The sequence below is a fragment of the Aquisphaera insulae genome, from assembly GCF_011064615.1.
GTDB lineage: Bacteria > Planctomycetota > Planctomycetia > Isosphaerales > Isosphaeraceae > Aquisphaera > Aquisphaera insulae.
This window is the reverse complement of record NZ_JAALJH010000012.1, coordinates 49,192-71,176: the sequence shown is the minus strand read 5'-3', so window position 1 is coordinate 71,176 and position 21,985 is coordinate 49,192. Positions and strand designations below refer to the sequence as shown.

The window sequence follows — 21,985 nt, the reverse complement described above, 5'->3', positions numbered from 1 at the left end:
AAGAACCGCAGGAGCGTCCGTCGATGGGAATCCGGATCCTGGTGATCGAGGATGACGCAGAGATCGCCGACTTCGTGGTCCGGGGGCTCCGCGAGGAGGGCTACACGGTCGAGCACGCGGCCGACGGGATCGACGGCGGCCACGCCCTGTCGCGAGGCCCGTGGGACGTCGTGGTGCTCGACTGGTGGCTCCCCGGCGCCGATGGCCTGACCCTGCTCCGCCGCTTCCGGCAGGCCGGAGATCCCACGCCGGTCCTCTTCCTGACCGCCCGCGACGCCGTCTCCGACCGCGTCCGCGGGCTCGATGCCGGCGCCGATGACTACCTGTGCAAGCCGTTCGACTACGAGGAACTCCTGGCCCGCGTCCGCGCCCTCTCACGCCGCCAGGCGAGCGCCGCGGCCTCCAACGTCCTGAGCTACGCCGACGTCCGCGTGGACCTGGCGACGCATCGCGTCGAGCGGGGCGGGCATCGGCTCGAGCTGACCGCCAAGGAGCATGCGCTGCTCGTCTTCTTCCTCCGCCACCCGGACGAGGTCCTCTCCCGGACGAGGATCTACGAGCGCGTCTGGGAGGAGCGGTACGACGGGGTCTCGAACACGCTGGAGTTCCACGTCATGCAGCTCCGCAAGGCGCTCGAGTCCCGCGGCGGCCGGCTGATCCACACCCTGAGGGGCCGCGGCTACCTCTTCGGGGAGGCCCCTCGGGGCGAGGCGGATAAGGCGTGAAGACGCTGCCCATCGGGACAAGGCTGACCGTGTACTATGTCGCCGCAATGGCCGCGGTCCTGGCCGGATTCTCGGCCGGGCTGTACGCGATGGCCGCGCGGCACCTGCACCGCCAGGCGGAGGGCCGGCTCGTGGCGGCCCTCGACACGCTGACCGCGGCGGCCGAGATCGGGTCGGAGGGGGTGGAGTGGGAGCCCGACGAACGCCGGCTCGCCTTCGGTCGGCAGGGCCTGGAGGGCCGGCTCGCCTGGCGGATCGCCGACGAGAAGGGCGAGCGGGTCGACGACTCGGCGACGGCGGAGATCGGCGGCTTCCTGGGCCTCCTCGGACCTTCGGTTCGTCATCCCGCCGCGTTCACGGACGCCTCCGGCATGCCGTGGCGGGCCATGAGCCGCCGCATCGAGCGGCCGCGGCCCCGGGACGAGGAACCTCCCCCGGTCGCCCCGGGCCACCATGACGCGCTGATCCTGTCCGTCGCGATCTCGCTGGATGGCGTCCGGTCGACCCTCCGGAACCTGGCGGCGACGCTGGCCGGCCTCTCGCTGGCGATCTGGACGCTCGCCCTGCTGACGGGCCGCCGGCTCTGCCACGCGGCGCTGCGGCCCCTGGCGGAGATGGCCGCGGCCGCCCACGCGATCGGCGCCGACGAGCCGGGCCGCCGGCTGCAGATCCCCGCCGCCGACGACGAGCTCGCGGAGCTCGGCCGCTCGTTCAACGGGCTCCTCAACCGCCTGGGCGAAGCCCTGGAGCGGCAGCAACGATTCGCCGGCGATGCCTCCCACCAGCTCCGCACGCCGCTGACCTCGCTCCAGGGGCAGGTGGACCTGGCCCTCCGCCAGGACCGGCGGCCGGAGGAGTACCGCCGGGTGCTCGCGCTCGTCCGGTCGAAGACGCGGCACCTCCGCCAGATCGTCGACGGCCTCCTGTTCCTCTCGAGGGCCGACGCCGAGGCCCGTCGGCCGTCGCTCGAGGAGGTCCCACTCGAGGCCTGGCTACGGGCGCACCTCTCCTCCTGGCCCGACCCTCGGCGGGCCGACGTCGTCCTCGAGGCCGACGCCGGGGATTCGTGCCGGGCCCTCGCCCACCCGCCCCTCCTGGCCGAGCTGCTGGACAACCTGCTCGACAACGCGGCCAAGTACAGCCCGCCCGGCACGCCGATCGAGGTCCGGCTCCGGCGACACGACGGTGAGGTCTCGTTCCACGTCCGGGACTCCGGACCGGGCCTCTCGGGAGACGACCTGGGCCGCGTCTTCGAACCCTTCTATCGGGCGGATTCCGCCCGACTGGGAGGCCCCGGCGGCACGGGCCTGGGGCTCTCGATCGCCGCGCGGATCGCCGCCGCCTGCGGCGGCCGGCTGCGTGCCGACAGCCAGCCCGGCCGGGGCGCGACCTTCACGGTCGATCTGCCGGCGGCGGGCCCCGCCGACGGGGGGCCGCCGGGCCCGGCCTGATGCCATCGACCGACTCGCATCCCGGCGCGTCGCGGTCAATGGGGCGAGAGGACCTTCAGCCCGACGATCCCCGCGACGATCAGGCCGACGCACGCCAGTCGGCGGGGATCCATCGACTCGCCGAAGAGGACGACCCCCAGGGCCACCGCCCCGACGGCGCCGATGCCGGTCCAGACCGTGTAGGCCGTGCCCAGCGGCAGGGACCTCAGCGCGACGCCCAGGAGGCCGACGCTCGCCGCGGTGAAGAGGAGGAAGCCGGCGGTCGGCCAGGGCTCCGTGAATCCTCGTGCGTACTTCAGGCAGACCGACCATCCGACCTCGAACAGGCCGGCGACGATCAGGACGACCCAGGCCATCGCTCCCTCTCCCCTCGGAGTGAGTGCGACGAGGTCGTCCCCGTCCGATCTCGCCCCCGGGGACCATCCCATCCCGGGCCGGCATGGGGTCGTCCCCACGAGGTTCATTCTATCCGCCGCCCGGCCGAGTTCCAGGGGGCGCGGCCCCGCCCCTTGATGAGGCCGGTACACTTCCGCTGTATCGATCGGCATCGAGGTCATGGATGCCGCCCCGCCGGGCCGAGAGCGACGCCGAATCCTGGACTCCTCGGGAGCAAGTCATGTTCATGAGCCTTGAAGCGCTGACCTTCGGCCACGTCGCCATCAGCCTGGCGGCCATCGCCGCGGGCTTCGTCGTCGCGTTCGGGATGATGACGGGCCGGCGGCTCGACCGCTGGACGGCGTTCTTCCTGGCGACCACGATCGCCACGAGCGTGACCGGGTTCCTCTTCCCGTTCAAGGGCATCACGCCGGGCATCGTCTTCGGAGTCCTGTCGCTGATCCTCCTGGCCGCCGCGCTCTACGCGCGCTATGCCCGCGGGCTCATCGGGGCCCACCGCGGCCTCTACGTGGTCACCGCGATGCTGGCCTTCTACCTGAATTTCATCGTGCTGATCGTCCAGTCCTTCCAGAAGGTCCCCGCGCTCAAGGCGCTGGCCCCGACGCAGTCCGAGGCCCCGTTCCTGGCCGTGCAGCTCCTCGCCCTGGCGGGCTTCCTCTTCATGGGTTACCGGTCCCTGGTCGGGTTCCGGGCGCCGGCCGCACAGGCGGCGTGATCAGAGTCCGAGGTCGCTCCGCTGTCCTACGGCCGGCTCCCGGCCCCCTTCGCGATCGCCTCGAGCTGCTTCCATTGGGCATCGGAGATCGCCCCGACGGGCCCGACGCCGGGGTCGTAATTCGGGCCGACGTCGAGGGTGACGGCGCCCCCCTTCGCGTTCACGGCGCGGACCCATTCGGCCCAGCGGTCGGACGGGAAGCGGCAGTCGCGGGCGCCCCACGTCTTGCCCAGGAACGTGAGCGCGTGCCACTGCGAGCCGTCGACGAATCGAGATGAGGGGCGCTGATCGAAGGGCTCGTTCAGCTCGCCGGCGGTGTAGTCCTCGGCCCTCGTCCAGCGGATCAGCTTCACGCCCGGATTGAACGTGACGAGGGCGCGGGGGTTGCCGTGGCGGACGGCCTGAGCATAAAGGGATGCGATCGACTCATTGAAGCCGACCCACTCATATCCGCCGTCGAACCACCAGCCCGAAACCCGGTCGCCATAGCGGTCGGCCCACTCGCCGATGACCTTGGCCCATTCCCTCGCCGCGGCCTCGTCGATGTGCTGGTCGCCGGCCGCGGCCTTGAGGCCGAAGGCGGCCTGGGCGCGGCGGTCGCCGTTGGGGGCCTGGCAGGGGAGGTAGAGCATCAGCCGGATGCCCCGCGGGGCCAGCACGCGAGAGAGCTCGAGCGGCAGGTCGCGGGCCGCGCACCGCTCGCCGGGCGAGTATCCCGTCCTCCGGTCATAGGCCGCATTGGGGGCGTTGAAGAAGCCCGAGTTCTGGCCGAGCGTGAGCACGAAGTACCGCGCCCCGGCCCGCTCGAGCTGCCTCGCCAGCGCCTCGACGTCGAACGCATCGACCGCCTTCGGTCCGTCGGCGACCGAGGGGAGGAAGTGCATGAAGACCCCGTGCCCGGCGTCGCGGAGCCAGTCCGCGCGGGAGTCCTGGGCCGATGCGGGCGAGATGGCCAGGACCAGTGCGAGACACGCGATGGAGGGCGAGATCGATCGGCGGGCTAGAAGGGCGAGCGATCGGAGAGGGATCATGGGGCGGGTCCAGGCGGAAGAGGATCGTGGCGGGCCATCGGGACGCGGACCCTCATTGGAGCACTGCGAACAGGCGATCTCAAGGGCCGGCCGAGAGGCTACACCAATCCGGACTGAGTCCAATTGTTGGGATTCGAATCACCATCGAGATCGTATCGGTTCCCAGCTCATGTTCTGCTAGAATGGTAGGGCCTACGATTTCCACCTGGGGAAAGTGGCATGGCAAGAAAGAAGAAGCCGGGACAGGACGACCCCGCTTCACCGACTCGCATCTTCGAGGCAAGCCTTGGTGCGGTCGGAGCGGTCCGCAAGGGCTCGGAAATCACCCAGGCCCAAGCGGAGGCCAGGAGGAGAGCCGGATTGGACGTCGTCGTCTGCGGGCCGGACCTCGCCGTCAACAGGAGGCTGGCGGGTGCCATCGAGGGGGCAGCAAACGGGGCGGTCAAGCGCTGTCCGCCCCACGCGAACAGCGGCCCGGACGCACTTCCACACTTCCAACCCGATCCCAGACCACCAGAAGGCCACACCTTCTATGAGACCCCAAACCGAAAAGCCCGCTGACCAGGTCATGAGGTTCTTCACCCCGGATCTGTTCGTCCGATTCAATTCCTCCGACGACGCGACTGCGGATCAGGCGAATGACGAATGGGAAACGGCAATCCGCGCTTATCGCACGCACATCGACGGCCTGCGGGAGCAGATGCCTTCGCAGGTGAGGCGGCTGGCGAGCCTCTGCCTGCACGACGCGGAGATACTGGCCTCCGAACAAGCCGTCGAACCCGTCTTTCCTCCTGGTCCGCTCGAGCCCTTCCCCTCCTGGACGGGGGTCTCGATCCTGTCGGTCAGGCAGGATCACGAAGTCACGTCGCTGATCTATGTCCTCTGGGATCGAGTACGCAGTCATCAATCACCCGAGGGCTGGCCGTTCTCTCGGAGCCGCACTCACTGGCTCTACGATGAGATCGACATCGTCTCGAATCGCCCAGGCATGTTCCTCCATCGCGTGCTCCTCAGCGACGGGGCGATCCTCGAGATCCCCTTCGTCTCCGCATTGATCCACAGCTTCTCCCTGAGCGAGTCCCACGAACCCGACGCGGCAAGGCAGAGCGCCTGATCTGGCGCGGCGAAGGAACCCGGCTCGACGATGCGGACGAGGTCCCATGACATGCCCCCGGAAGTCTCCGAGCCGCGGCCGACGTTTCTCGACGCTTTCAGCCCGCTCGATACGACTTTCACGGCGGCGCTGACCTTCCTGCTGTCGCACCTGATCCTCGTTCCGGCCTGTAGTCCGGTTCGTCTGGGAGATGAGGGCTGGGCCTGGCTGGACGCCTACCGTGTCAGCCCTTCACAGTCAGGCTGGCTCGCCTACGGAACCTACGGCCTCGCGGTCGCGAGCTTGCTGGGGGCACTCCTGGGCGCGGCCCACCGGCTCGCCCTGAAGACAGTACGATCGGATCGGGTGCGGTATCTCCTGGGCCTATCCTTCATGCTCGTCGCGGCCGTCGTCTGCTTCCTGTTGCCCCTGTTCCTGCACCGCGTTTCCCGACTGCCGACCCGGCCCACGGCGGCGGCCACGCGAACGGGAACCGCGGCGGCGGCCTTCTTGATGCCAGGGGGCTTGCCCGCGGCTCCTTCAGTCCCCCGGCGGAGCGAAGCCTGAATCTCTGGAGCGGTCGATGACGAACCCTCGACCCATCCCAGGCTGGACCCCTTCCACGCCCGAAATCTCGGGAGCGTCGATCCACGACCTTGCGCAACGGCATCCGGCCCTCGCCGTGCATTTCTGGGCGCCCTGGAACGGCCATGACCCGACGATGGATCGGAACATTCAGCCGATCCGCGAGCGGTTCGCGGGCCGGGTCCACTTCGTCTCGTGCAACATCGACCTCGCGGCGAACGACGAACTGGCCCGGAGATGCCGCATCCGAAACGTCCCCACTCTCGTGGTGCTGGTGGATGGCGATCCGCGGGAGCCCATCGTCGGATGCCGCGGTCCGGACACCCTCGCTGCCGCGATTGAAGTCCGGTTGGTATCATCCGAATCGAAGCGGTGGCGACCTTTCGGGACGCGGTGAGATTGACGGAGTAGCGAACATGTGGCGTCCGGAGTGTCTCGGTCGTCCTCGGTTCGTGGTCTCCTGAGGGTCATCCGGTCGCGGGCAGAGCCGGATCCTACATCGGTCCGCCCACTCGGATCAGGGCCTCACCTTCCTTAAGGTCCACGTCGATCTCGCCGGCGGCGGCGTAGTCGTAGCCGAGGCCCACCGACCACGAGGGGAGGCGGAGGGCCTTGGCGAGTTGGAGGTGGCGGTCGACGGCGAGGAGCACGGGGCCGCGGAGGATGGCCTCGACGGCAGACACGTCGGCGTCGGGGCGGAGCGCGGCGCAGAGCGTCGCCGCATCGCCATCCTGGCAGGGCGTGGTGAGGGCCCCGGGGCTGAGGCCCGCGTTGTACGCGTCGGTGAGTTCGCCCCGCTCGAAGAGCCAGTAGGCCAGGATGTCGTCGTCGTGATTGAGAACGGCGAAAACGGGGAGCCCCAGATCGCGGGAGAGGACGCCGCCGACTTCCACGATCTCCGGGACCGCCTGGGTGTCGGCCTCCTCGTCGTACGCCACCACGTAGCCCACCTGCACCGGCGTGACGATCGCGACCCGGCCCGCGCGGGCCAGGACGTCGGCGACGCGCCGGGGCTCGGCCCCCTTGATCGAGAAGTTCACGTAGAAGTTGCCCATGGGACCCTCCGCGGACGTCGAGAGTTTCGGACGACACGCCCGGTGCAGGGTATCGGCCCGGCCGGGGCGCCGGCAAGCGGGGCACTTCAACTGGACACCCGCTCCGGCTGCCGTTCTAATCGGTGGGAATTCGATCGTGTCGGCCGCTCGAAGTCAGGGGGTACCATGGGCGAGCGGACATCGCAAGCCGCGGGCCGAGGGGAGTCTACCTTCGAGCCGAAGCCGCAGGACGGGACGGACGTCCTGCCGATCGACCATGACGACGCGCGCGTCGTGGCGGCGCTGGAGGAATACCTGGCGCTGCGGGAGGGGATGCAGCGGCCCGATCGCGCGGCGTTCCTCGCCCGGCATGCGGAGATCGCCGGCCCGCTGGAGGAATGCCTGGACGGCCTCTCGTTCGTGCAGTCGGCCGGATGGCCGCTGGCGAGCCCCGACATCGACCCGTCGTGCTCGCCGGCCGAGCAGGAGATCCCGCCATCGACGTGCCTGGGCGGGTTCCGGATCCTCCGCGTGGTCGGCAGCGGAGGCATGGGCGTCGTCTACGAGGCGGAGCAAATCGCCCTGGGGAGGCGGGTCGCGCTGAAGGTCCTGCCGTCGGCCGCGTCGCTCGACCCGGCGCAGCGGCAGCGGTTCCAACTGGAGGCGCAGGCGGCGGCGCACCTGCACCACCCCCACATCGTGCCGGTCTTCGCCGTGGGCAGCGAGCGCGGGGCCCACTTCTACGCGATGCAGTTCATCGAGGGCCGCACGCTCGCCGCGGTGATCCGTGACCTCCAGCAGGCCCGGGCAGGGCCGGGGGCGGCGCCGCCCGACGGCGCCCCGGATTTGCCGAATTCCTCGACGGCGGAAGCCCCGCCGCGGGGGGACGACACGGCGGAGGTGACCGGACCGGCGGCCCTGTCCACGACGTCGGAGGACCCGGGGCATTCGGGCGGCCCCCCGTGGGAGCCGCCGGGCGAATCCGGGAGCGGGCCGGCCTTCTTCCGGGCCGCGGCGCGGCTGGGCCTGCAGGCGGCGGAGGCCCTGGAGCACGCGCACGGCATGGGGGTGCTCCATCGCGACATCAAGCCCGCGAACCTGATGATCGACCGGAGCGGGGACCTGTGGGTCACGGACTTCGGCCTGGCGCGATTCCAGGGCGAGGACGGCCTCACGCGGACGGGGGAGATGGTGGGGACCCTCCGCTACATGAGCCCGGAGCAGGCGGCGGCGCGCCGCGGCGTGGTCGACCAGCGGACCGACATCTACTCGCTGGGGATCACGCTCTATGAGCTGATGACGCTCCGCCCGGCCTTCGACGGCAAGGACCGCCACGAGCTGCTCCACCAGATCGCCATGGAGGAGCCCCCCGCGCCGAGGGGCCTGGCGGCGACGATGCCGCGGGACCTGGAGACGATCGTCCTGAAGGCGATCGCCAAGGACCCGGCGCACCGCTACGCCACGGCCGCGGCCCTGGCCGACGACCTGAGGCGGTTCCTCGAGGACAGGCCGATCCTGGCGCGACGGCCGTCGTCCGGGGAGCGGCTGGCGCGGTGGGCACGACGGCACCGGACCGCCGTGGCGACCGCGGCGGCGGTCATCCTCATCGGCGGGGCGCTCGGCTCCGCCGCGCTCGCGGTCGCGTACCGCTTCGCCCGCGAGGACAACGAGCGGGCCCGCCAGGCCCTGCGGAAGTCTTTCGCCATCGCCGATGCCCTGGCGGGCGATGCCCTGGGGCGGATGGAGGCCATGGACGCGGACCCGCGCAGCAATCAATTCTACATCGGGGCGATCGACTACTACCGGGAGATCATCGCCCTCTACGGGGACGACCCGGAGATGCGCGAGATGGTCGCGGCGGCCCACCACCGCATGGGCTACTCCCAGGCGGTGCTCCGCCAGATGAAGCGACATCCCGCCTACCTCTCGGTCGACCCGTCGATCGCGTATCGGAAGGCGATCGAGCTCTACGAGGCCGAGGTCGCCGCCCGGCAGGACCCCTCCGAGACGCGGAGCGGCCTGGCCGCCGCCCTGACCAGCCTGGCCTCCTTCCAGAGCCAGACGGGGCAGCTCGCGGACGCCGAGGCGTCCTACCGCCGGGTCGTCGAGCTCCGCCGGGTCGTGGCGGAGAAGCCCGATTCGCGGCCCCTCCCGAGGCAGGGCCTGGCCCACACCGGGATCGCCGATGACGGCCGCCTCGTCCTGAACCGACTCCGGCTCGCGCGCGACCTGGCCAGGCTCGCGGCCACGCTCCATGGCCTCGACCGCCCCGAGGAGTCGGCCGCCCTGGTCCTGGAGACCGGGGAGATCTGGGAGACCATCGCCTCCGAGGCGCGGGGCGGCTCGATGGAGGCGCGCTACACCGCCGCCCAGTTCGGCAGCGGCATCGCCGTGACGCTGGAGGACGTCGACCGGGAGCGGGCCGGCCGCATCCTCCTGCTCGCGAGGGACCTGGATCCGAACGATCCGGTCCTGCTCAACAACGAATCCTGGCGGCTGGTGAAGCGGCCCGGCGCCTCCGCCGAGGAGGCGAAGCGGGCCGTCGACCTGAGCCTCCGCGCCGTGGAACGGGCGCCGTCCCGGTGGGAGCTCTGGAACACCCTGGGTATAGCGCGGATCCGCGCCAACGACCCGAAGGGCGCGCTCGAGGCCCTGGACCACGGCATGATCCTGCACGGCGGTGGCGGCGACCCGCACGACTGGCTGCCGCAGGCGATGGCGCTGAGCCTCGTGGGCGACCGCGCCAAGGCCCGCTTCCGCTACGAGCAGGCCGCGGAATGGCTCGCCCGGCACCCGCACGAGAAGGATCTCGACACCGTCGGCCTGCTCGCCGACGCGACCAGCCTGCTGAGGGCCAGCGGCGTGATCGACCCCGGCCCGAAGGGCGGGGGCGGGCTGCAGGTCCCCTCGACCCGCCACGACCCCGACGCCCGATCACCGGGGCCGGGAGCCGGCCCTTCCCTCAAGGCCTCGTAAGCCCGATGACCCGTTCCGACTCGCTGCGGATCTACGAGCAGCGGATCAATCGCGTGCTCGATCGGATCGCCGCCGACCCCGCCGCCGAGCACTCGGTCGGCTCGTTGGCGAGGGTCGCGCGGTTCTCGCCCTTCCACTTCCACAGGGTCTTCCGCTCGCTGGTCGGCGAGCCCGTGCACGCGTACGTCCGGCGGATGCGGCTCGAGCGTGCGGTCTTCCGGATGGCCCACGGGCCGAAGGAGTCGCTGACCCGGATCGCGCTCGAGGCCGGGTTCGCGTCGTCGTCGGACTTCTCGAAGGCCTTCCGCCAGGCGTATGGGTTCCCCCCGAGCGGGTTCAGCCGGCGGCGATGGCTCGAAGAGAGCAAGATTCGCCAAGCGTTGCTCCCCAATCGCGGGTATGGTTTCGAGGCCGAGGCGACGGCCGAGAGCCCGGACGGCTTCCGGGTGCGGGTCGTCGAGCGGCCGGCGCAGCCGATCGCGTACGTCCGCGTGATCGGGGGATTCGACCCGGAGAAGACGATGGCGGCCCACGAACGGCTCATGGCCTGGGCCCGCGCCCGGCGCCTGGCGGCGACGTCGCGGCTGCTCGGCATCTCGCCCGACGACCCGGAGATCACCCCGATGGAGCGCTACCGGTTCGACTGGGGCCTGACGCTGCCGACGGGCGAACGGGCCGACGGCGACGCCGGCGTGAGCGCCGGCGTCATCGCCGCCGGCCGGTTCGCCGTGGTCCGCTGCCGGGGCGACGTCCACATGGAGTACCGGGCGTGGACCCACCTGTTCCGCGGCTGGCTGCCCCGGAGCGGATACCAGCCGACGGCCGCGCCGGCACTCGAGTGGTATCATCGCGACCCGACCGCCACCGGCTGGACCGAGCTCGATCTCGATTGCTGCCTACCCATCCGGCCGCTGGGCCGGTAGTCCCCCGGAGGATCGTCATGCTTCGACTGATGCTCGCCGCATTCGCCGTCGTCGCCGTCATCCCGACCGCCGCGCCAGCCCGTGCCGCCGAGGCGGACGAGGCGAAGGCCATGGAAGGGACCTGGGAATTCGTCTCCGGCGAGGTCGGCGGCCGCAAGCTGCCCGACGAGGTGCTGAAGACGATGACCCTGGTGCTCAAGGACGGGACGTACACGACCAGGTCCCCCGGGCCGGACGACACGGGGACCGTCACGATCGACGCGGCCAAGGAGCCGAAGGCGATGGACGTGAAGGGGGTCGAGGGCCCGAACAGGGGCAAGACCTTCCCGTCCATCTACGTCCTCGACGGCGACTCCCTGAAGATCTGCTACGACCTCTCCGGCAAGGCCCGTCCCACCGAGTTCAAGTCGGTGCCCGGCTCGAAGCTGTTCCTGGCCGTGTACAGGCGGAAGAAGTAGGCGAGAGTCGGCCAAGGACCATGCCGGCCCCTACAGGCTGGCCAGGCGGGCACGATACCGCCGCTGCGCCGCGTACAGGGCGGGGGAGGCGGCGGCCAGGGCCAGCAAGGTCAGTCCCCAACGGGTGGCCAGCAGGCTGAGCGGCCAGGGGTAGGGGTGGCGGAGGACGACGACGAGGGGACTCCGGCCGACGCGGTGGTAGTTCGTCATGGCGCCGTCGCGGGCGTACTGGACGGCTTCTTTCAGGTCCGGGTCGGCGTCGAAGGCGGCCATCCGCGGGACCTCGGACGCATCCCGCCAGATCGGGGCGAAGGGGGCGTCGGCGGTGGCGTGGGCCGGGCTCAGGAGGAGGACGTAGCGGCCCGGCGGGGTGGCCTCGAAGGCGGTGTAGGACCAGTCCGGCGGGCTGACCACCGCGGCGCCGGGGAGCTCGTTGGCCATGTCCAGGTCCACGAGATGCGAGCCGGCGGTGACGTTGGCCACCAGCAGGGCCACCCATCGGCCGGCCTCCTCGTCCCAGACCCTGGTGACGATCGCCACCTTGTAGCGGTCGTCCTTGATCGAATGGTAGACCCGCGAGACGTAGTAGGCGTGGCGTTCTTCGTCGAGCGGCGGCCGCTGGAGGCCGCGGAAATAGTCGCGGCGGGAGAAGTCCTTCCCCAGGAACTTCTCGCCGCCGGGGATCGTGTCGGCGAGGAGCGTGCCGGACGGATCGACGAGGTAGACGTTGAACAGCGGCTGGCTGTCGGTGAGGTCGAACCAGTAGTTGTAGTCCTCGGAGATCTCGGCGAGGAACGCGTCGAGGGCCCGGCGGAGCTCCTTCGGCGACCCGGCGTGGTTGCGGAAGGCGTCCACGAGCCTCGGGTCGCGGGCGGACCGGACGATGGCGCGGCCGATCATCCGGAGCTTGTCGTCGACGTCGCGGGCGAGCCGCGCGGCCTCGCGCTGGTTCGACGACCGGAGCTGGCTGAACGAGCTGCCGACCACGCCGAGGACCCCCAGGGCGATCGCCGCCAGGGCGACCTGGAGCGGGTGCCGGCGGGCCCAGAAGCGGAGGTGCTTGCCGGTGGAGGGGACCCCGGCGACGGTCGGCTCGCGGCGGAGCCAACGGGCCAGGTCGTTGGCCAGGGCGTCGGCCGAGCCGTAGCGGCGGGCCGGGTCGCGGTGCAGGCACTTCAGGCAGATGGCCTGGAGCTCGGCGTCCACCTCGGGGTTGAGGCGGCGGGGCGGGACGAGGTTCCCCTCGATGACCATCGCCGCGGTCTCGGCGCCGTCCCTGCCCTGGAACGGGGGCCGGCCGGTCAGCATCGCGTAGAGGATGGCCCCCAGGCCGTACACGTCGGAGGCCGTGGAGACATCCGCCCACCGCCCCGCGGCCATCTCCGGCGACATGTACGGGAAGGTGCCGACCGCCCCCAGGCGGTAGAGCGTCCGGGAGGCATCCTCGTCGTCGCGGTCCGGGTCGGGATAGGCGACCGTCTCGTCCTGCGGGGCGGGCGGTCCCGGCTCCGGCTCCGGCCCGGCCTCGAGCTCCGGGCTCAGGGTCGTGGAGCTGGAGCCGGACGCCGCAAGCGTGGCGAGGGACTCCACCCGGATGGCCAGGCCGAAGTCGGAGACCCTGGGCTCGCCTTCCGGGTCCAGGAGCACGTTGGCGGGCTTCAGGTCCAGGTGGAGCACGCCGGGATTCCGGGTGTGGGCGTGGTGGATCGCGCGGGCGACCTTCTCCATGAGCGTCGCGGCCACCTCCGGCGGGGCGGGCGTCCCCTTGTAGCGGTCCGCGACCGTGCCCCCCTCCATGAGGTCCATCGCGATGAACGCGCGGCCGCGGTCGTGGTCGAAGTACTTGATCCGGATGATGTTCGGATGCCGGAGCGCGGCGATGATCCGGGCCTCGTCGGTGAGGCGGCGGGCCGACGATTCGTCCTGATCGACGCGGGTGTCCAGGACCTTGAGGGCGACGACGTCGTTGCTCTTGAGGTGGCGGGCCTTCCAGACCTCGCCCTGGCCCCCTCCGCCGAGCTTCTCCAGCAGGACGTAGCCCCCCAGCTCGTCCCCGGGGCGGGGCCGGTCGAGCCTGCCGGAGCCCCGGGGCGACTCGCCCCCCGGCGGATAGGCCCGGGTCTCCTCGCCCGCCCCGGCGCGACCGCCGGCGAAGGCGGCGAGGTCCGCGAAGTAGGCGGCCAGCTCCTCCGCGATCTCGGGATGGCCCGCGACCCAGTCCTCGGGGCGGGGGGATTCGCCGCGATCGGCCGCCGCGTGGAAGTCGTAGACCGCCAGGTCCAGCGCGCCCTCGGGGTCGAGGGCGACGGAGTCGAGGCGGCCTCGGGCGTCTGCGGCGTCGCTCATGGTGGGCTCACTCGGTCCTCGACAGGAGGTCCTGGAAGTCGCGGGTGGAAGCCAGCTCGCGGAGCGACCTGAGCCCGCGGCGGAGGAGGCCGCCGATCGCCTGCGGCGAGCGATTCATGTGGCGGGCGACCTCCTGGACGGGCAGGCCCTCGCAGTGCTTCAGGACGATCGCCTCCGCCTGGTCGCGGGGGATCCGCGCCAGGAGCTTCGCCACCAGCAGCGCCCTCTCCTCGCATCGCAGGCCGGCGCTGGGGGAGCTGAGGCTGGCGGGGATCAGGTGCTCCATCCCCACGCTGCTGCGGTCCAGGTCCTGGAGCGAGACGCCCCGGGCGCGGCCCAGCTCGCGGAGCCGGTCGGCCAGCCGGGCGGCCAGGACCTGCTTCAGCCAGCCGGCCCGCACGGCCTCGTTGCCGCCGCCGGCGGCGTCCCCGTCGCCCCGGAAGCGGTCGCGGTCGCGGTGGGCGCGGAGGAGCGTCTCCTGGATCAGGTCGGACGGATCGACGCGGCCCCGGAGGTCGGCCGGGATCCACTTCCAGGTCAGGGCGCGGAGGTAGTCGCGGAACCCGTCCAGGTCGCCGACCTCGGGCGAGGGGGAAGTGCCGGGCCTGGGCTGGGTCTCGGTCATGGATGGCGTCGCCTCGGTCCGCCCGGGTCCTCCGCCGCGACGCACGCCGGGGCCCGGGGCAGCACGGCCGCTCCGCGCCATTCTCGCAGAGTGCCGGGGCGACGGCCATCGGTGACTCGGGCCATTGTGCGCGGCCCGCTCGGCCCGGGATTGGAACGGGAATCCCGGTCAGGTTAGAATCTGGCGGCCTGGCGACGGGGCCGCGATAACCCCGGCCGCGGAGCGAGGGCACAGCGAGGGGGGAGACGTGGCCGAAGGCAGCACGCGCAGATCGGGCTCGGCGAATCCGACCGTCCTGGCGATGGACCACCCCGTCACCCTGATGATGGTGGTCCTCGCGCTGATCAGCCTGGGGATGCTCGCCTTCAACAAGATGCGGGTGGACATCTTCCCCGCGCTGAACGTCCCCAAGATCTACGTCTTCTTCGACTTCATCGGCATGAGCCCCGACCAGATCGAGGGCTTCATCGTCAACGAGCTGGAGCTCTACTTCCAGTACGTCGATGGCATCCAGGACATCAAGTCCCGGAACATCCAGCAGGTCGGCCTGATCGAGCTCGGCTTCTTCAACGGCACCGACATGGGGCAGGCGATGGCGCAGGCGGTCGCCATGTCCGACCGCGCCATGGCGTGGATGCCCCCCGGGGCCTTGCCCCCGATGATCATGCGCATGGACGCCGGCAGCGTGCCCATCGGCTACCTCGTGTTCACCAGCGAGGGGGACAAGACCTCGATCGGCGCCATGGGTGACCTCGCCCAGAACGTGATCCGGCCGCTCGTGCAGAAGAACGTGCCCGGCACGGTGGCCATCTCGCCGTTCGGCCCCAACATGCGGTCGATCGTCGTCGACGTCGACCCCCGCAAGCTGCTGGCCTACAACCTCAACCCCCAGGACCTGATCGACGCCCTGGCGCAGGGGAACGCGGTGATCCCGTCGGGTAACCTGTACATCAGGGACTCGATGCCGATCGTCCACAACAACGCCACGGTCGTGGACATCCGCAAGCTCGGGGACATCCCGATCCGGCTCGGGCAGAACGTCTACATCCGCGACGTGGCGACGATCCGGGACGCCACCGACATCACCTACGGCTACGCCCTGGTGAACGGCAAGAAGGCCATCCACCTGCCGATCATCAAGAAGGACACCGGCTCCACGCTGACCGTCGTCGCCGACGTCCACAAGGCGATGTCCCAGTTCCAGGCCGCCGTCTCCCAGGACGTGAAGATCAGCTTCGAGTTCGACGAGTCGCCCACGGTCGTGCACGCGGTCGAGAGCGTCGCCACCGAGGGGGCCATCGGCGCCGGGCTGACGGGGCTGATGATCCTGCTCTTCCTCCGCGACCTCCGGAGCGTGATCGTCGTCGTCTGCAACATCCCGCTGGCCCTGACCGGCTCGCTCTTCGGGCTCTGGGCGACGGGCAACACGATCAACATCATGTCCCTGGGGGGGATGGCCCTGGCCATCGGCATCCTCGTGGACGAGGCGACGGTCACCATCGAGAACACCCACGTCCAGATGGGCTCCACGCCGAGGATCGCCACCGCCGTGCTCCACGCCAGCAACGCGACGGCCGTGCCGCGGCTGCTGGCGCTGCTCTGCATCCTGTCGGTCTTCATCCCGGCGTTCATCATGGAGGACCCGCTGCGGTCGCTCTTCATGCCGCTGACGCTGGCGGTCGGGTTCGCGATGGTCTCCTCGTACCTCCTCTCCAGCACGTTCGTGCCGATCCTGAGCGTCTACCTGCTCAGGCACAAGGCGCACGAGGGGACCGAGGAAGGGCTATTCGGCCGGGTCGAGCGGGCCTACCGGGGGCTGGTGGGGCGGTTCATCGACTTCCGGCTGATCCTGGTGCCGGCGTACCTGGCCGCCTGCCTGGCCGTGGTCGTGATCCTGGGGCTCCAGGTCGGCCGCGAGCTCTTCCCCCAGATCGACTCCGGCGAGTTCGTGCTCCGGTTCCGGCCGCCGCCGGGCTCGAGCTACGAGCTGACCCGCGAGATGGCCGTGCAGTGCCTCAAGGAGATCGAGCGCGAGGCCGGGCCGAACCAGATCGAGATCTCCATGGGCTTCGTCGGCCAGGTCGCGCCCAATTTCGGCATCGACAACATGGTGCTCTTCATGCGCGGGCCGGACGACGGCCAGATGCGCATCAAGCTGGTCGAGTCCACCGCCATCCAGCTCGACGAGTTCCGCGAGCGGCTCCGCAAGGTGCTGCCGGAGCGCGTGGGCGCCTGGATGGCCGCCCGCCTGGAGCAGGGATCGGGGACCGGCGGGCTCCCCGCCGACGAGGCGAAGGCGCAGGCGGCACAGTGCACCTTCGGATTCGAGCCGGGCGACATCGTCAGCCAGGTGATGAGCTTCGGCTCCTCCCGGCCGATCGCCGTCCGCGTCATCGGCACCGACTACGACGGCGTCCGCAAGCATGCGGAGGCGATCGCCGCGCGGCTGAAGGAGACGCCCCACCTCCGCGACGTCGGCTTCGAACAGACGCTCGATTACCCGTCGGTGGAGCTCGAGATCGACCGCGAGCTCGCGGGGCTCGTGGGCGTCACCCCCAAGCACGTCAAGCACGCGCTGGTCATGGCCACCTCGTCCACCCGGTTCACGAACCTGAACTACTGGATCAACGACAAGACGGGCTTCGACTACCTGGTCCAACTCCAGATCCCGCCGCTGCGGATGAACCGGCCGGAGGACGTGGAGGAGCTGCCGCTGGAGTCGATCAACCCGCTGGTCCCGCTGATGATCCGCGACGTCCTCAAGGACGGCCGCGTCCACACGAGCACCCGCCCCGGCGAGTACGACCGCGACATGTCCCAGCGCTACCTGACGGTGGTCGCCAACGTGGAAGGGGAGGACCTCGGCCGCGCCTCGAACCGGGTCCGCGAGGCCGTGAAGGCCGTCGGCGATCCCCCCCGCGGCGTCCGGGTGGAGGAGCAGGGGTCCCTGCCGCAGATGACCGAGATGTTCGAGTCGCTGGGCATCGGCATGGGCGTGGCGGTCTTCGTGATCGTCGTCCTGCTGACGGCCTACTTCCAGTCCCCGCGACTGGCGATCATCTCGGTGGGCGCCGTGCCGGGGGTGCTCGCCGGGATCGTGACCATGCTCCTGCTCACGAAGACGTCGCTGAACATCGAGTCGTTCATGGGCTCGATCATGTGCCTGGGGGTCTCGGTGTCCAATTCGGTGATGATGATCACCTTCATGGACGAGCACTGGAAGGCCGGCAAGCCCGCGGCCGAGGCGGCGCTGCTGGGCGCCGGCGAGCGGCTGCGGCCGATCCTGATGACCGCCTGCGCCATGACCGTGGGCATGGTCCCCATGGCCCTGGCGCTGGAGAAGGGCAGCCAGATGGAGGCGCCCCTCGGCCGCGCCGTCATCGGCGGCCTGGTGATGTCCACGTTCGCGACCCTGCTGGTGCTCCCCTCGATCTTCGCCCTGGTCATCGGCCGCCGGGAGCCGGCCTCCCCCTCGCTCTATCCGGGCAATCCGGAGAGCACGCACTACGATCCCGAGATGGACCACGCGGGCCAAGGTCACGGCGAGAGCGAGAGTGAGGCGGCGCATGGGGAATCCTGAGAGAGACGGGAGGCGGACCTTGGCAGGGGAGCGAGGATCTCGGTCGTGGGTTGCGCGAGGGGGCCATGGTGGGCCGCGGTGGCCGCTCATGCTCGCCCTGGCGTTTGCCATCGCGGGCTGTTCGAAGAAGGAGGAAAAGGCCGCCCCGAGCGTCGCGACGCCGCCGGAGGTGCAGGTCACCCGGCCGGCCGCGCGGACGATCACCCGGGTCGTCGGCCAGCCGAGCTTCGTCCAGAGCTACGAGCGGACCTCGATCTACGCCAAGCTCCCGTCGTACATCGAGAAGTGGCACGTGGACATCGGCGACGTCGTCAAGAAGGGTGACGTCCTCGCCGACCTCTTCATGCCCGAGCTCGTCGAGGAGTGGGATTCGCGCAAGGCCACCGTCGTGCTCGACACGGAGAAGGTCCGCGTCGCCGAGAAGGACGTGGAGGTCGCCGACGCCCAGGTGAAGGCCGCCGCCGCCAAGCTCGACGAGGCGAAGGCCATGCTCGCCAAGTTCGAGGCCGAGGTCATCCGCTGGGACGTGCAGGTCAAGCGGATCCAGGGCGAGGTCGACCGCCAGGTGATCGCGCCCCAGATCCTCCTCGAGTCGCAGAACCAGTTCCGCTCCGCCGTCGCCTCCCGCGACGCCGCCAAGGCGACGATCCAGACGGCCTCGGCCGACCTCTCATCGAGCGACGCGTCGCTGGCGCGGGCGAAGGTCGGCGTCGCGGCGGCGAAGGCCGATCTGATGGTCGCCAAGAGCGAGGCCAAGCGGCTGGAGGCCCTGGTCGGCTACCTCAAGCTGACGGCCCCCTTCGACGGGATCATCGTGGTCCGCAACGCCAACACCATGGACTTCGTCCTCCCCCAGACCGGCGACCCCTCGGCCGGCAGCCGGTCGCCGGACCTCTCGCCGAGCACCCAGGCCGCGCCGGTCTACGTGGTCGACCGCACGGACGTCGTCCGGATCTTCGTCGACGTGCCGGAGCGCGACGCCAACTTCGTCCACGTCGGCTCGAAGGCACGCGTCAAGCTCTGGGCGTACAAGGACGAGTGGCTGCCGGCCTCCGTGACGCGGCTCTCGTGGGCGCTCAACGTCAAGAGCCGGACCATGCGGGCCGAGATCGACATCCCCAATCCCGGGACCAAGATCCTGCCGGGGATGTACGCCTACGGCCGGATCGTCATCGAGCGCCCCGGGGTCATGTCGATCCCGAGCTCGGCCCTGGTCTCCGCCGGGGGCAAGACGTTCGTCTGGCTCTACGACGGCAAGCGTGCCCACCGCACCGAGGTCCAGACCGGCGTCGAGGACGGCCGCTGGACCGAGGTGACCAACCTCCGCGCCGACACCTCCTCCGACGACCCCTTCGCCGAGGAATGGCGGCCGATCGACGGCACCGAGCAGGTCCTCACGGGCAGCAGCCTGCCGATCCTCGAAGAGGGGGGCGAGGTGAAGGTGACCGAGGCCTCGCCGAAGAACGGAGCCCCCAAGGAGGAAGAGAAGGGAAAGGACGCACCGACAGCCGCCTCCCAGCCGGCCGATGCCGGGCCATTGTCGACCTCCGCCCTACCGCGGTGAGCCACGATCTCGGACGTCTCGGCGAAATGGGACTTCCGCTACCTCAGGCAGGGGGTCGTGGTCGCAGCCCGTCAGTAGCTGGCAGCCTTGGCATCTCCCAGCTTTGGTCTCCGTTGCCTCAGGTTTCGCGGATCGCCCGGGCGGGTGCGAGGCGGACGGCGCGGATTGCGGGGGAGAGTCCACCGAGTGCGCCCATCGTCAGGGTCATAAGCACCGCCGCCGTCATCGCGCCAGGGCCGACTCGGAACCGGATCATCATTTCGGAATAAGTGATCGAGTTTCGGGTGCTGAAACTCATGATGCTCAGGGGCAAGGTCGCCAGCAATCCTGCTGCTCCTCCCAGCGTGCAGAGGATGATCGACTCGGCGAGGATGGCGAGGAGAATATCGCGTCTCGAGAAGCCGATGGCCCTCAGAGTGCCGATCTCGCGTCTCCGGGCATCGACTGCGGCGTGCATCGTGTTCGAGGCGGCGAACATCGCGCCGACGGTCATCACCACGGCGATGAGGGTCCCTCCCAGTCGGAGAAGATTGCCCGATTTCGCATACTCTTCGAGGTAGTCCGTCTCGCGGATGGCATCCAGGCGGAAGCGTTGGTCCTCCACGATAATCTTCCTGATCGCATCAACATCTCCGGGCGTCGCCGCGCGGAGCTGGACGCAGGAAACCGTCCCCACGCGGCCGATGGCCCGTGCCAGGTCGTCCAGGTCGGTCCAGAGCTCGCTCTCGGCGGGTCCCCCGACGACGGTGAATAGCCCGACGACGCGAAAGCTCTCCTTACCCGCGAGCTTGAAGCTAGAGCCGAGGGAACAATCCTTGATCTTCCGCGCGAGCCCGCGGCTGACGACGCACTCCCGACGTCCGGGGATGAACTCCCTCCCCTGGACGATGGTAAATCCGGGTCGGAGAGACCTCGAGGCGGCGACGACGCCGCGGACCAGAAGGTTCGTGCGGCCTCCATCGGACCGCTCGGCGACAGGGATGAAGACCATCTCCTGCGCGCAGAGGGCCGAGCCGGTCTCGTCGCGGGAGATCCCGGGGAGGGTGGCGATCTCGGCGGCCGTCGATGAATCGAAGCCGCTGGTCGTCTCGGCGGTCGATCCCTCGCGGAGGACGATCAGGTCGTGAGGGTCGCCCGAGACGAGGAGGCTGTCCCGGAGGCCGTCAACCAGGCCGAACAGGGCGCAGCTCGACCAGACGACGAGGCCGGTCCCCACGACCGTCGCGAGGGTGCTCGCACGCCGTGCCAGGAGGCTGCGGGTGCTGTAATTGAGGGGAATCATGAGTTCCTATCCGACCCTCCTGAGGCCATCGATCACGGAAAGCCTCGCGGCTCGCAACGCCGGAAGCAGGCCGCTCGCGAGGCCGATGAACACCGCCACGCCGAGGCCGAGGGCCACGGTCGGCCACCTCACGAAGAAGAACGGGATCGAGCCCCCGGAGAGCCGGGCGACATCGAGGACGCCGCAAAGGAGCTTACAGCCGACCGTACCGATCAGCCCGCCCGCGACCGCCAGGATCGTCGCCTCTCCGACCACCAGATAGACGATCATGGCCCGACTGAACCCGATCGCCTTCATCACGGCCATCTCTCCGGCTCGTTCCCGCACAGACATCGCCATGGAATTCCCCGCCACGCAGAGCAAGGAGAAGACCACGGCCAGCCCGACGTTCCGGATCATCCCGCGAACGTCTCCCATCGACTCGGAGAACATCCTCCCAAATTCCTCCTCCGACTGAGTCCGGGAGGGGGAATCGCTGTTCGCGAACAACCCGTCGATCGCCAGGGCGAGGCGCGCCTGATCTCCCGCGCCCCGGCACTTCGACAGGATGATCCCCGCGTTCCCGGATCGGGCTGGCGTCGTCCGCTTAAGCGCCTCGTCGAGGCAATCCCAGCGGAAGACGCACATGCGACGATTCCGATTGGCCGGTCCGTCGTAGATCCCCCGGATTGTCAAGATGACTTCGACCGGATAGGCCCCCGCCTGGAGCGGGAGCCTGTCGCCGACTTCTAGGCCCAGATCCTCGGCCAGCAATCGGCCGACGACGCACCCGGTCCTGTCCTGCCGTAACGCCTCGATCTGATAGGAAGGGACGGTCAGCTCGTCGAATATCGAGAAGGCGACGGCCGGATCGACGGCATACTGGGGAAACGCATTCGCCCGCCCCCGGAATTTACCGCCGAACCAGACGAACGGCGTCGAGGCCACGATGCCGTCGAGCGCGGTGATCTCCGCGACTCGCGAGATCGGCAGGCGACCCGAGAAGCCGAAGGAGCTCATCGTCACGAGTCGGTTGTGCACCCTCACCGAGCTGATGACGTCGTCGTTGATCGACAGATACGACAGGATAAGCATCCCCAGGAAGAGGCTAACGGCCAGCGAAGCGACCGTGAGCAGAGATCGAGTCGGGTTGCGCCTGGCGTTGCGAACGATGAGGCCGAGAAATTTCATGCTCGCTCCCACATAACATGGAGGATCCACG

At 70.0% G+C, this 21,985-nt stretch carries 18 protein-coding genes; 11 read left to right on the top strand and 7 right to left on the bottom strand.

Annotation, left to right across the window (positions count from 1 at the left end):
* The first annotated feature begins 23 nt into the window (after nt 1-23).
* Together G6O54_RS09635 and G6O54_RS09630 are read left to right on the top strand one after the other, a co-directional pair.
* On the top strand, nt 24-725 hold the full coding sequence (locus G6O54_RS09635; protein WP_165223914.1) for a response regulator transcription factor: 702 nt from the start codon (nt 24-26) through the stop codon (nt 723-725).
* Complete coding sequence (locus G6O54_RS09630) at nt 722-2,176, top strand: sensor histidine kinase (protein ID WP_165223912.1); 1,455 nt, start codon at nt 722-724, stop codon at nt 2,174-2,176. The genes G6O54_RS09635 and G6O54_RS09630 overlap by 4 nt, the downstream gene beginning before the upstream one ends.
* Before the next feature lie 35 nt (nt 2,177-2,211).
* Here the strand turns inward: G6O54_RS09630 and G6O54_RS09625 are convergent, their stop codons facing one another.
* Nucleotides 2,212-2,532, bottom strand: a complete 321-nt coding sequence (locus tag G6O54_RS09625; protein ID WP_165223909.1) for a DMT family transporter — start codon at nt 2,530-2,532, stop codon at nt 2,212-2,214.
* Nucleotides 2,533-2,798: 266 nt separating this feature from the next.
* Between G6O54_RS09625 and G6O54_RS09620 the strand changes: the two genes are divergently transcribed.
* Nucleotides 2,799-3,287, top strand: a complete 489-nt coding sequence (locus G6O54_RS09620) for a hypothetical protein (protein WP_165223906.1) — start codon at nt 2,799-2,801, stop codon at nt 3,285-3,287.
* Nucleotides 3,288-3,313: 26 nt separating this feature from the next.
* Here G6O54_RS09620 and G6O54_RS09615 read toward each other — a convergent pair whose 3' ends face one another.
* Nucleotides 3,314-4,318, bottom strand: a complete 1,005-nt coding sequence (locus G6O54_RS09615; protein ID WP_165223903.1) for an alpha-L-fucosidase — start codon at nt 4,316-4,318, stop codon at nt 3,314-3,316.
* A gap of 532 nt (nt 4,319-4,850) precedes the next feature.
* On the opposite strand from G6O54_RS09615, the gene G6O54_RS09610 reads away from it, so the two are divergent.
* From G6O54_RS09610 to G6O54_RS38755, 3 genes are read left to right on the top strand one after another with little or no spacing between them, the layout of a single operon-like run.
* Nucleotides 4,851-5,432, top strand: a complete 582-nt coding sequence (locus G6O54_RS09610; protein WP_165223900.1) for a hypothetical protein — start codon at nt 4,851-4,853, stop codon at nt 5,430-5,432.
* 51 nt (nt 5,433-5,483) lie between these two features.
* Nucleotides 5,484-5,978, top strand: coding sequence for a hypothetical protein (locus G6O54_RS09605; RefSeq protein WP_165223897.1), 495 nt, complete (start codon nt 5,484-5,486; stop codon nt 5,976-5,978).
* A gap of 16 nt (nt 5,979-5,994) precedes the next feature.
* Nucleotides 5,995-6,393 carry a thioredoxin family protein gene (locus G6O54_RS38755; RefSeq protein WP_165223894.1) on the top strand — a complete coding sequence of 133 codons (399 nt, stop codon included), beginning with the start codon at nt 5,995-5,997 and terminating at the stop codon, nt 6,391-6,393.
* Nucleotides 6,394-6,490: 97 nt separating this feature from the next.
* Here G6O54_RS38755 and G6O54_RS09595 read toward each other — a convergent pair whose 3' ends face one another.
* Nucleotides 6,491-7,051, bottom strand: coding sequence for a hypothetical protein (locus G6O54_RS09595; protein ID WP_165223891.1), 561 nt, complete (start codon nt 7,049-7,051; stop codon nt 6,491-6,493).
* A 165-nt stretch (nt 7,052-7,216) separates the two neighbouring features.
* On the opposite strand from G6O54_RS09595, the gene G6O54_RS09590 reads away from it, so the two are divergent.
* The 3 genes from G6O54_RS09590 to G6O54_RS09580 are packed head-to-tail and all read left to right on the top strand — an operon-like array spanning nt 7,217 to nt 11,387.
* The gene (locus G6O54_RS09590; RefSeq protein ID WP_205678723.1) at nt 7,217-10,006 is read left to right on the top strand and encodes a serine/threonine-protein kinase; all 2,790 of its coding nucleotides are present in this window, start codon (nt 7,217-7,219) and stop codon (nt 10,004-10,006) included.
* A 5-nt stretch (nt 10,007-10,011) separates the two neighbouring features.
* Nucleotides 10,012-10,929: an AraC family transcriptional regulator gene (locus G6O54_RS09585; protein ID WP_165223888.1), complete on the top strand. Its 918-nt coding sequence runs from the start codon at nt 10,012-10,014 to the stop codon at nt 10,927-10,929.
* Nucleotides 10,930-10,946: 17 nt separating this feature from the next.
* Nucleotides 10,947-11,387 (top strand): TIGR03067 domain-containing protein, encoded by a 441-nt coding sequence (locus G6O54_RS09580; protein ID WP_165223886.1) that lies wholly within the window; start codon nt 10,947-10,949, stop codon nt 11,385-11,387.
* Nucleotides 11,388-11,417: 30 nt separating this feature from the next.
* Here the strand turns inward: G6O54_RS09580 and G6O54_RS09575 are convergent, their stop codons facing one another.
* Both G6O54_RS09575 and G6O54_RS09570 read right to left on the bottom strand, forming a co-directional pair.
* Complete coding sequence (locus G6O54_RS09575) at nt 11,418-13,733, bottom strand: protein kinase domain-containing protein (RefSeq protein WP_165223883.1); 2,316 nt, start codon at nt 13,731-13,733, stop codon at nt 11,418-11,420.
* A gap of 7 nt (nt 13,734-13,740) precedes the next feature.
* Nucleotides 13,741-14,358: a sigma-70 family RNA polymerase sigma factor gene (locus G6O54_RS09570; protein ID WP_165223880.1), complete on the bottom strand. Its 618-nt coding sequence runs from the start codon at nt 14,356-14,358 to the stop codon at nt 13,741-13,743.
* 247 nt (nt 14,359-14,605) lie between these two features.
* Between G6O54_RS09570 and G6O54_RS09565 the strand changes: the two genes are divergently transcribed.
* Together G6O54_RS09565 and G6O54_RS09560 are read left to right on the top strand one after the other, a co-directional pair.
* A complete protein-coding gene (locus tag G6O54_RS09565) occupies nt 14,606-17,938 on the top strand; it encodes an efflux RND transporter permease subunit (protein ID WP_165223877.1) in 3,333 nt (1,110 codons plus the stop codon).
* A gap of 88 nt (nt 17,939-18,026) precedes the next feature.
* On the top strand, nt 18,027-19,502 hold the full coding sequence (locus G6O54_RS09560; RefSeq protein ID WP_165223874.1) for an efflux RND transporter periplasmic adaptor subunit: 1,476 nt from the start codon (nt 18,027-18,029) through the stop codon (nt 19,500-19,502).
* 118 nt (nt 19,503-19,620) lie between these two features.
* On the opposite strand, the gene G6O54_RS09555 is transcribed toward G6O54_RS09560, so the two are convergent.
* A complete protein-coding gene (locus tag G6O54_RS09555; protein WP_165223871.1) occupies nt 19,621-20,784 on the bottom strand; it encodes an ABC transporter permease in 1,164 nt (387 codons plus the stop codon).
* A gap of 6 nt (nt 20,785-20,790) precedes the next feature.
* On the bottom strand, nt 20,791-21,954 hold the full coding sequence (locus G6O54_RS09550; RefSeq protein WP_165223868.1) for an ABC transporter permease: 1,164 nt from the start codon (nt 21,952-21,954) through the stop codon (nt 20,791-20,793).
* Between the last annotated feature and the right edge of the window lie 31 nt (nt 21,955-21,985).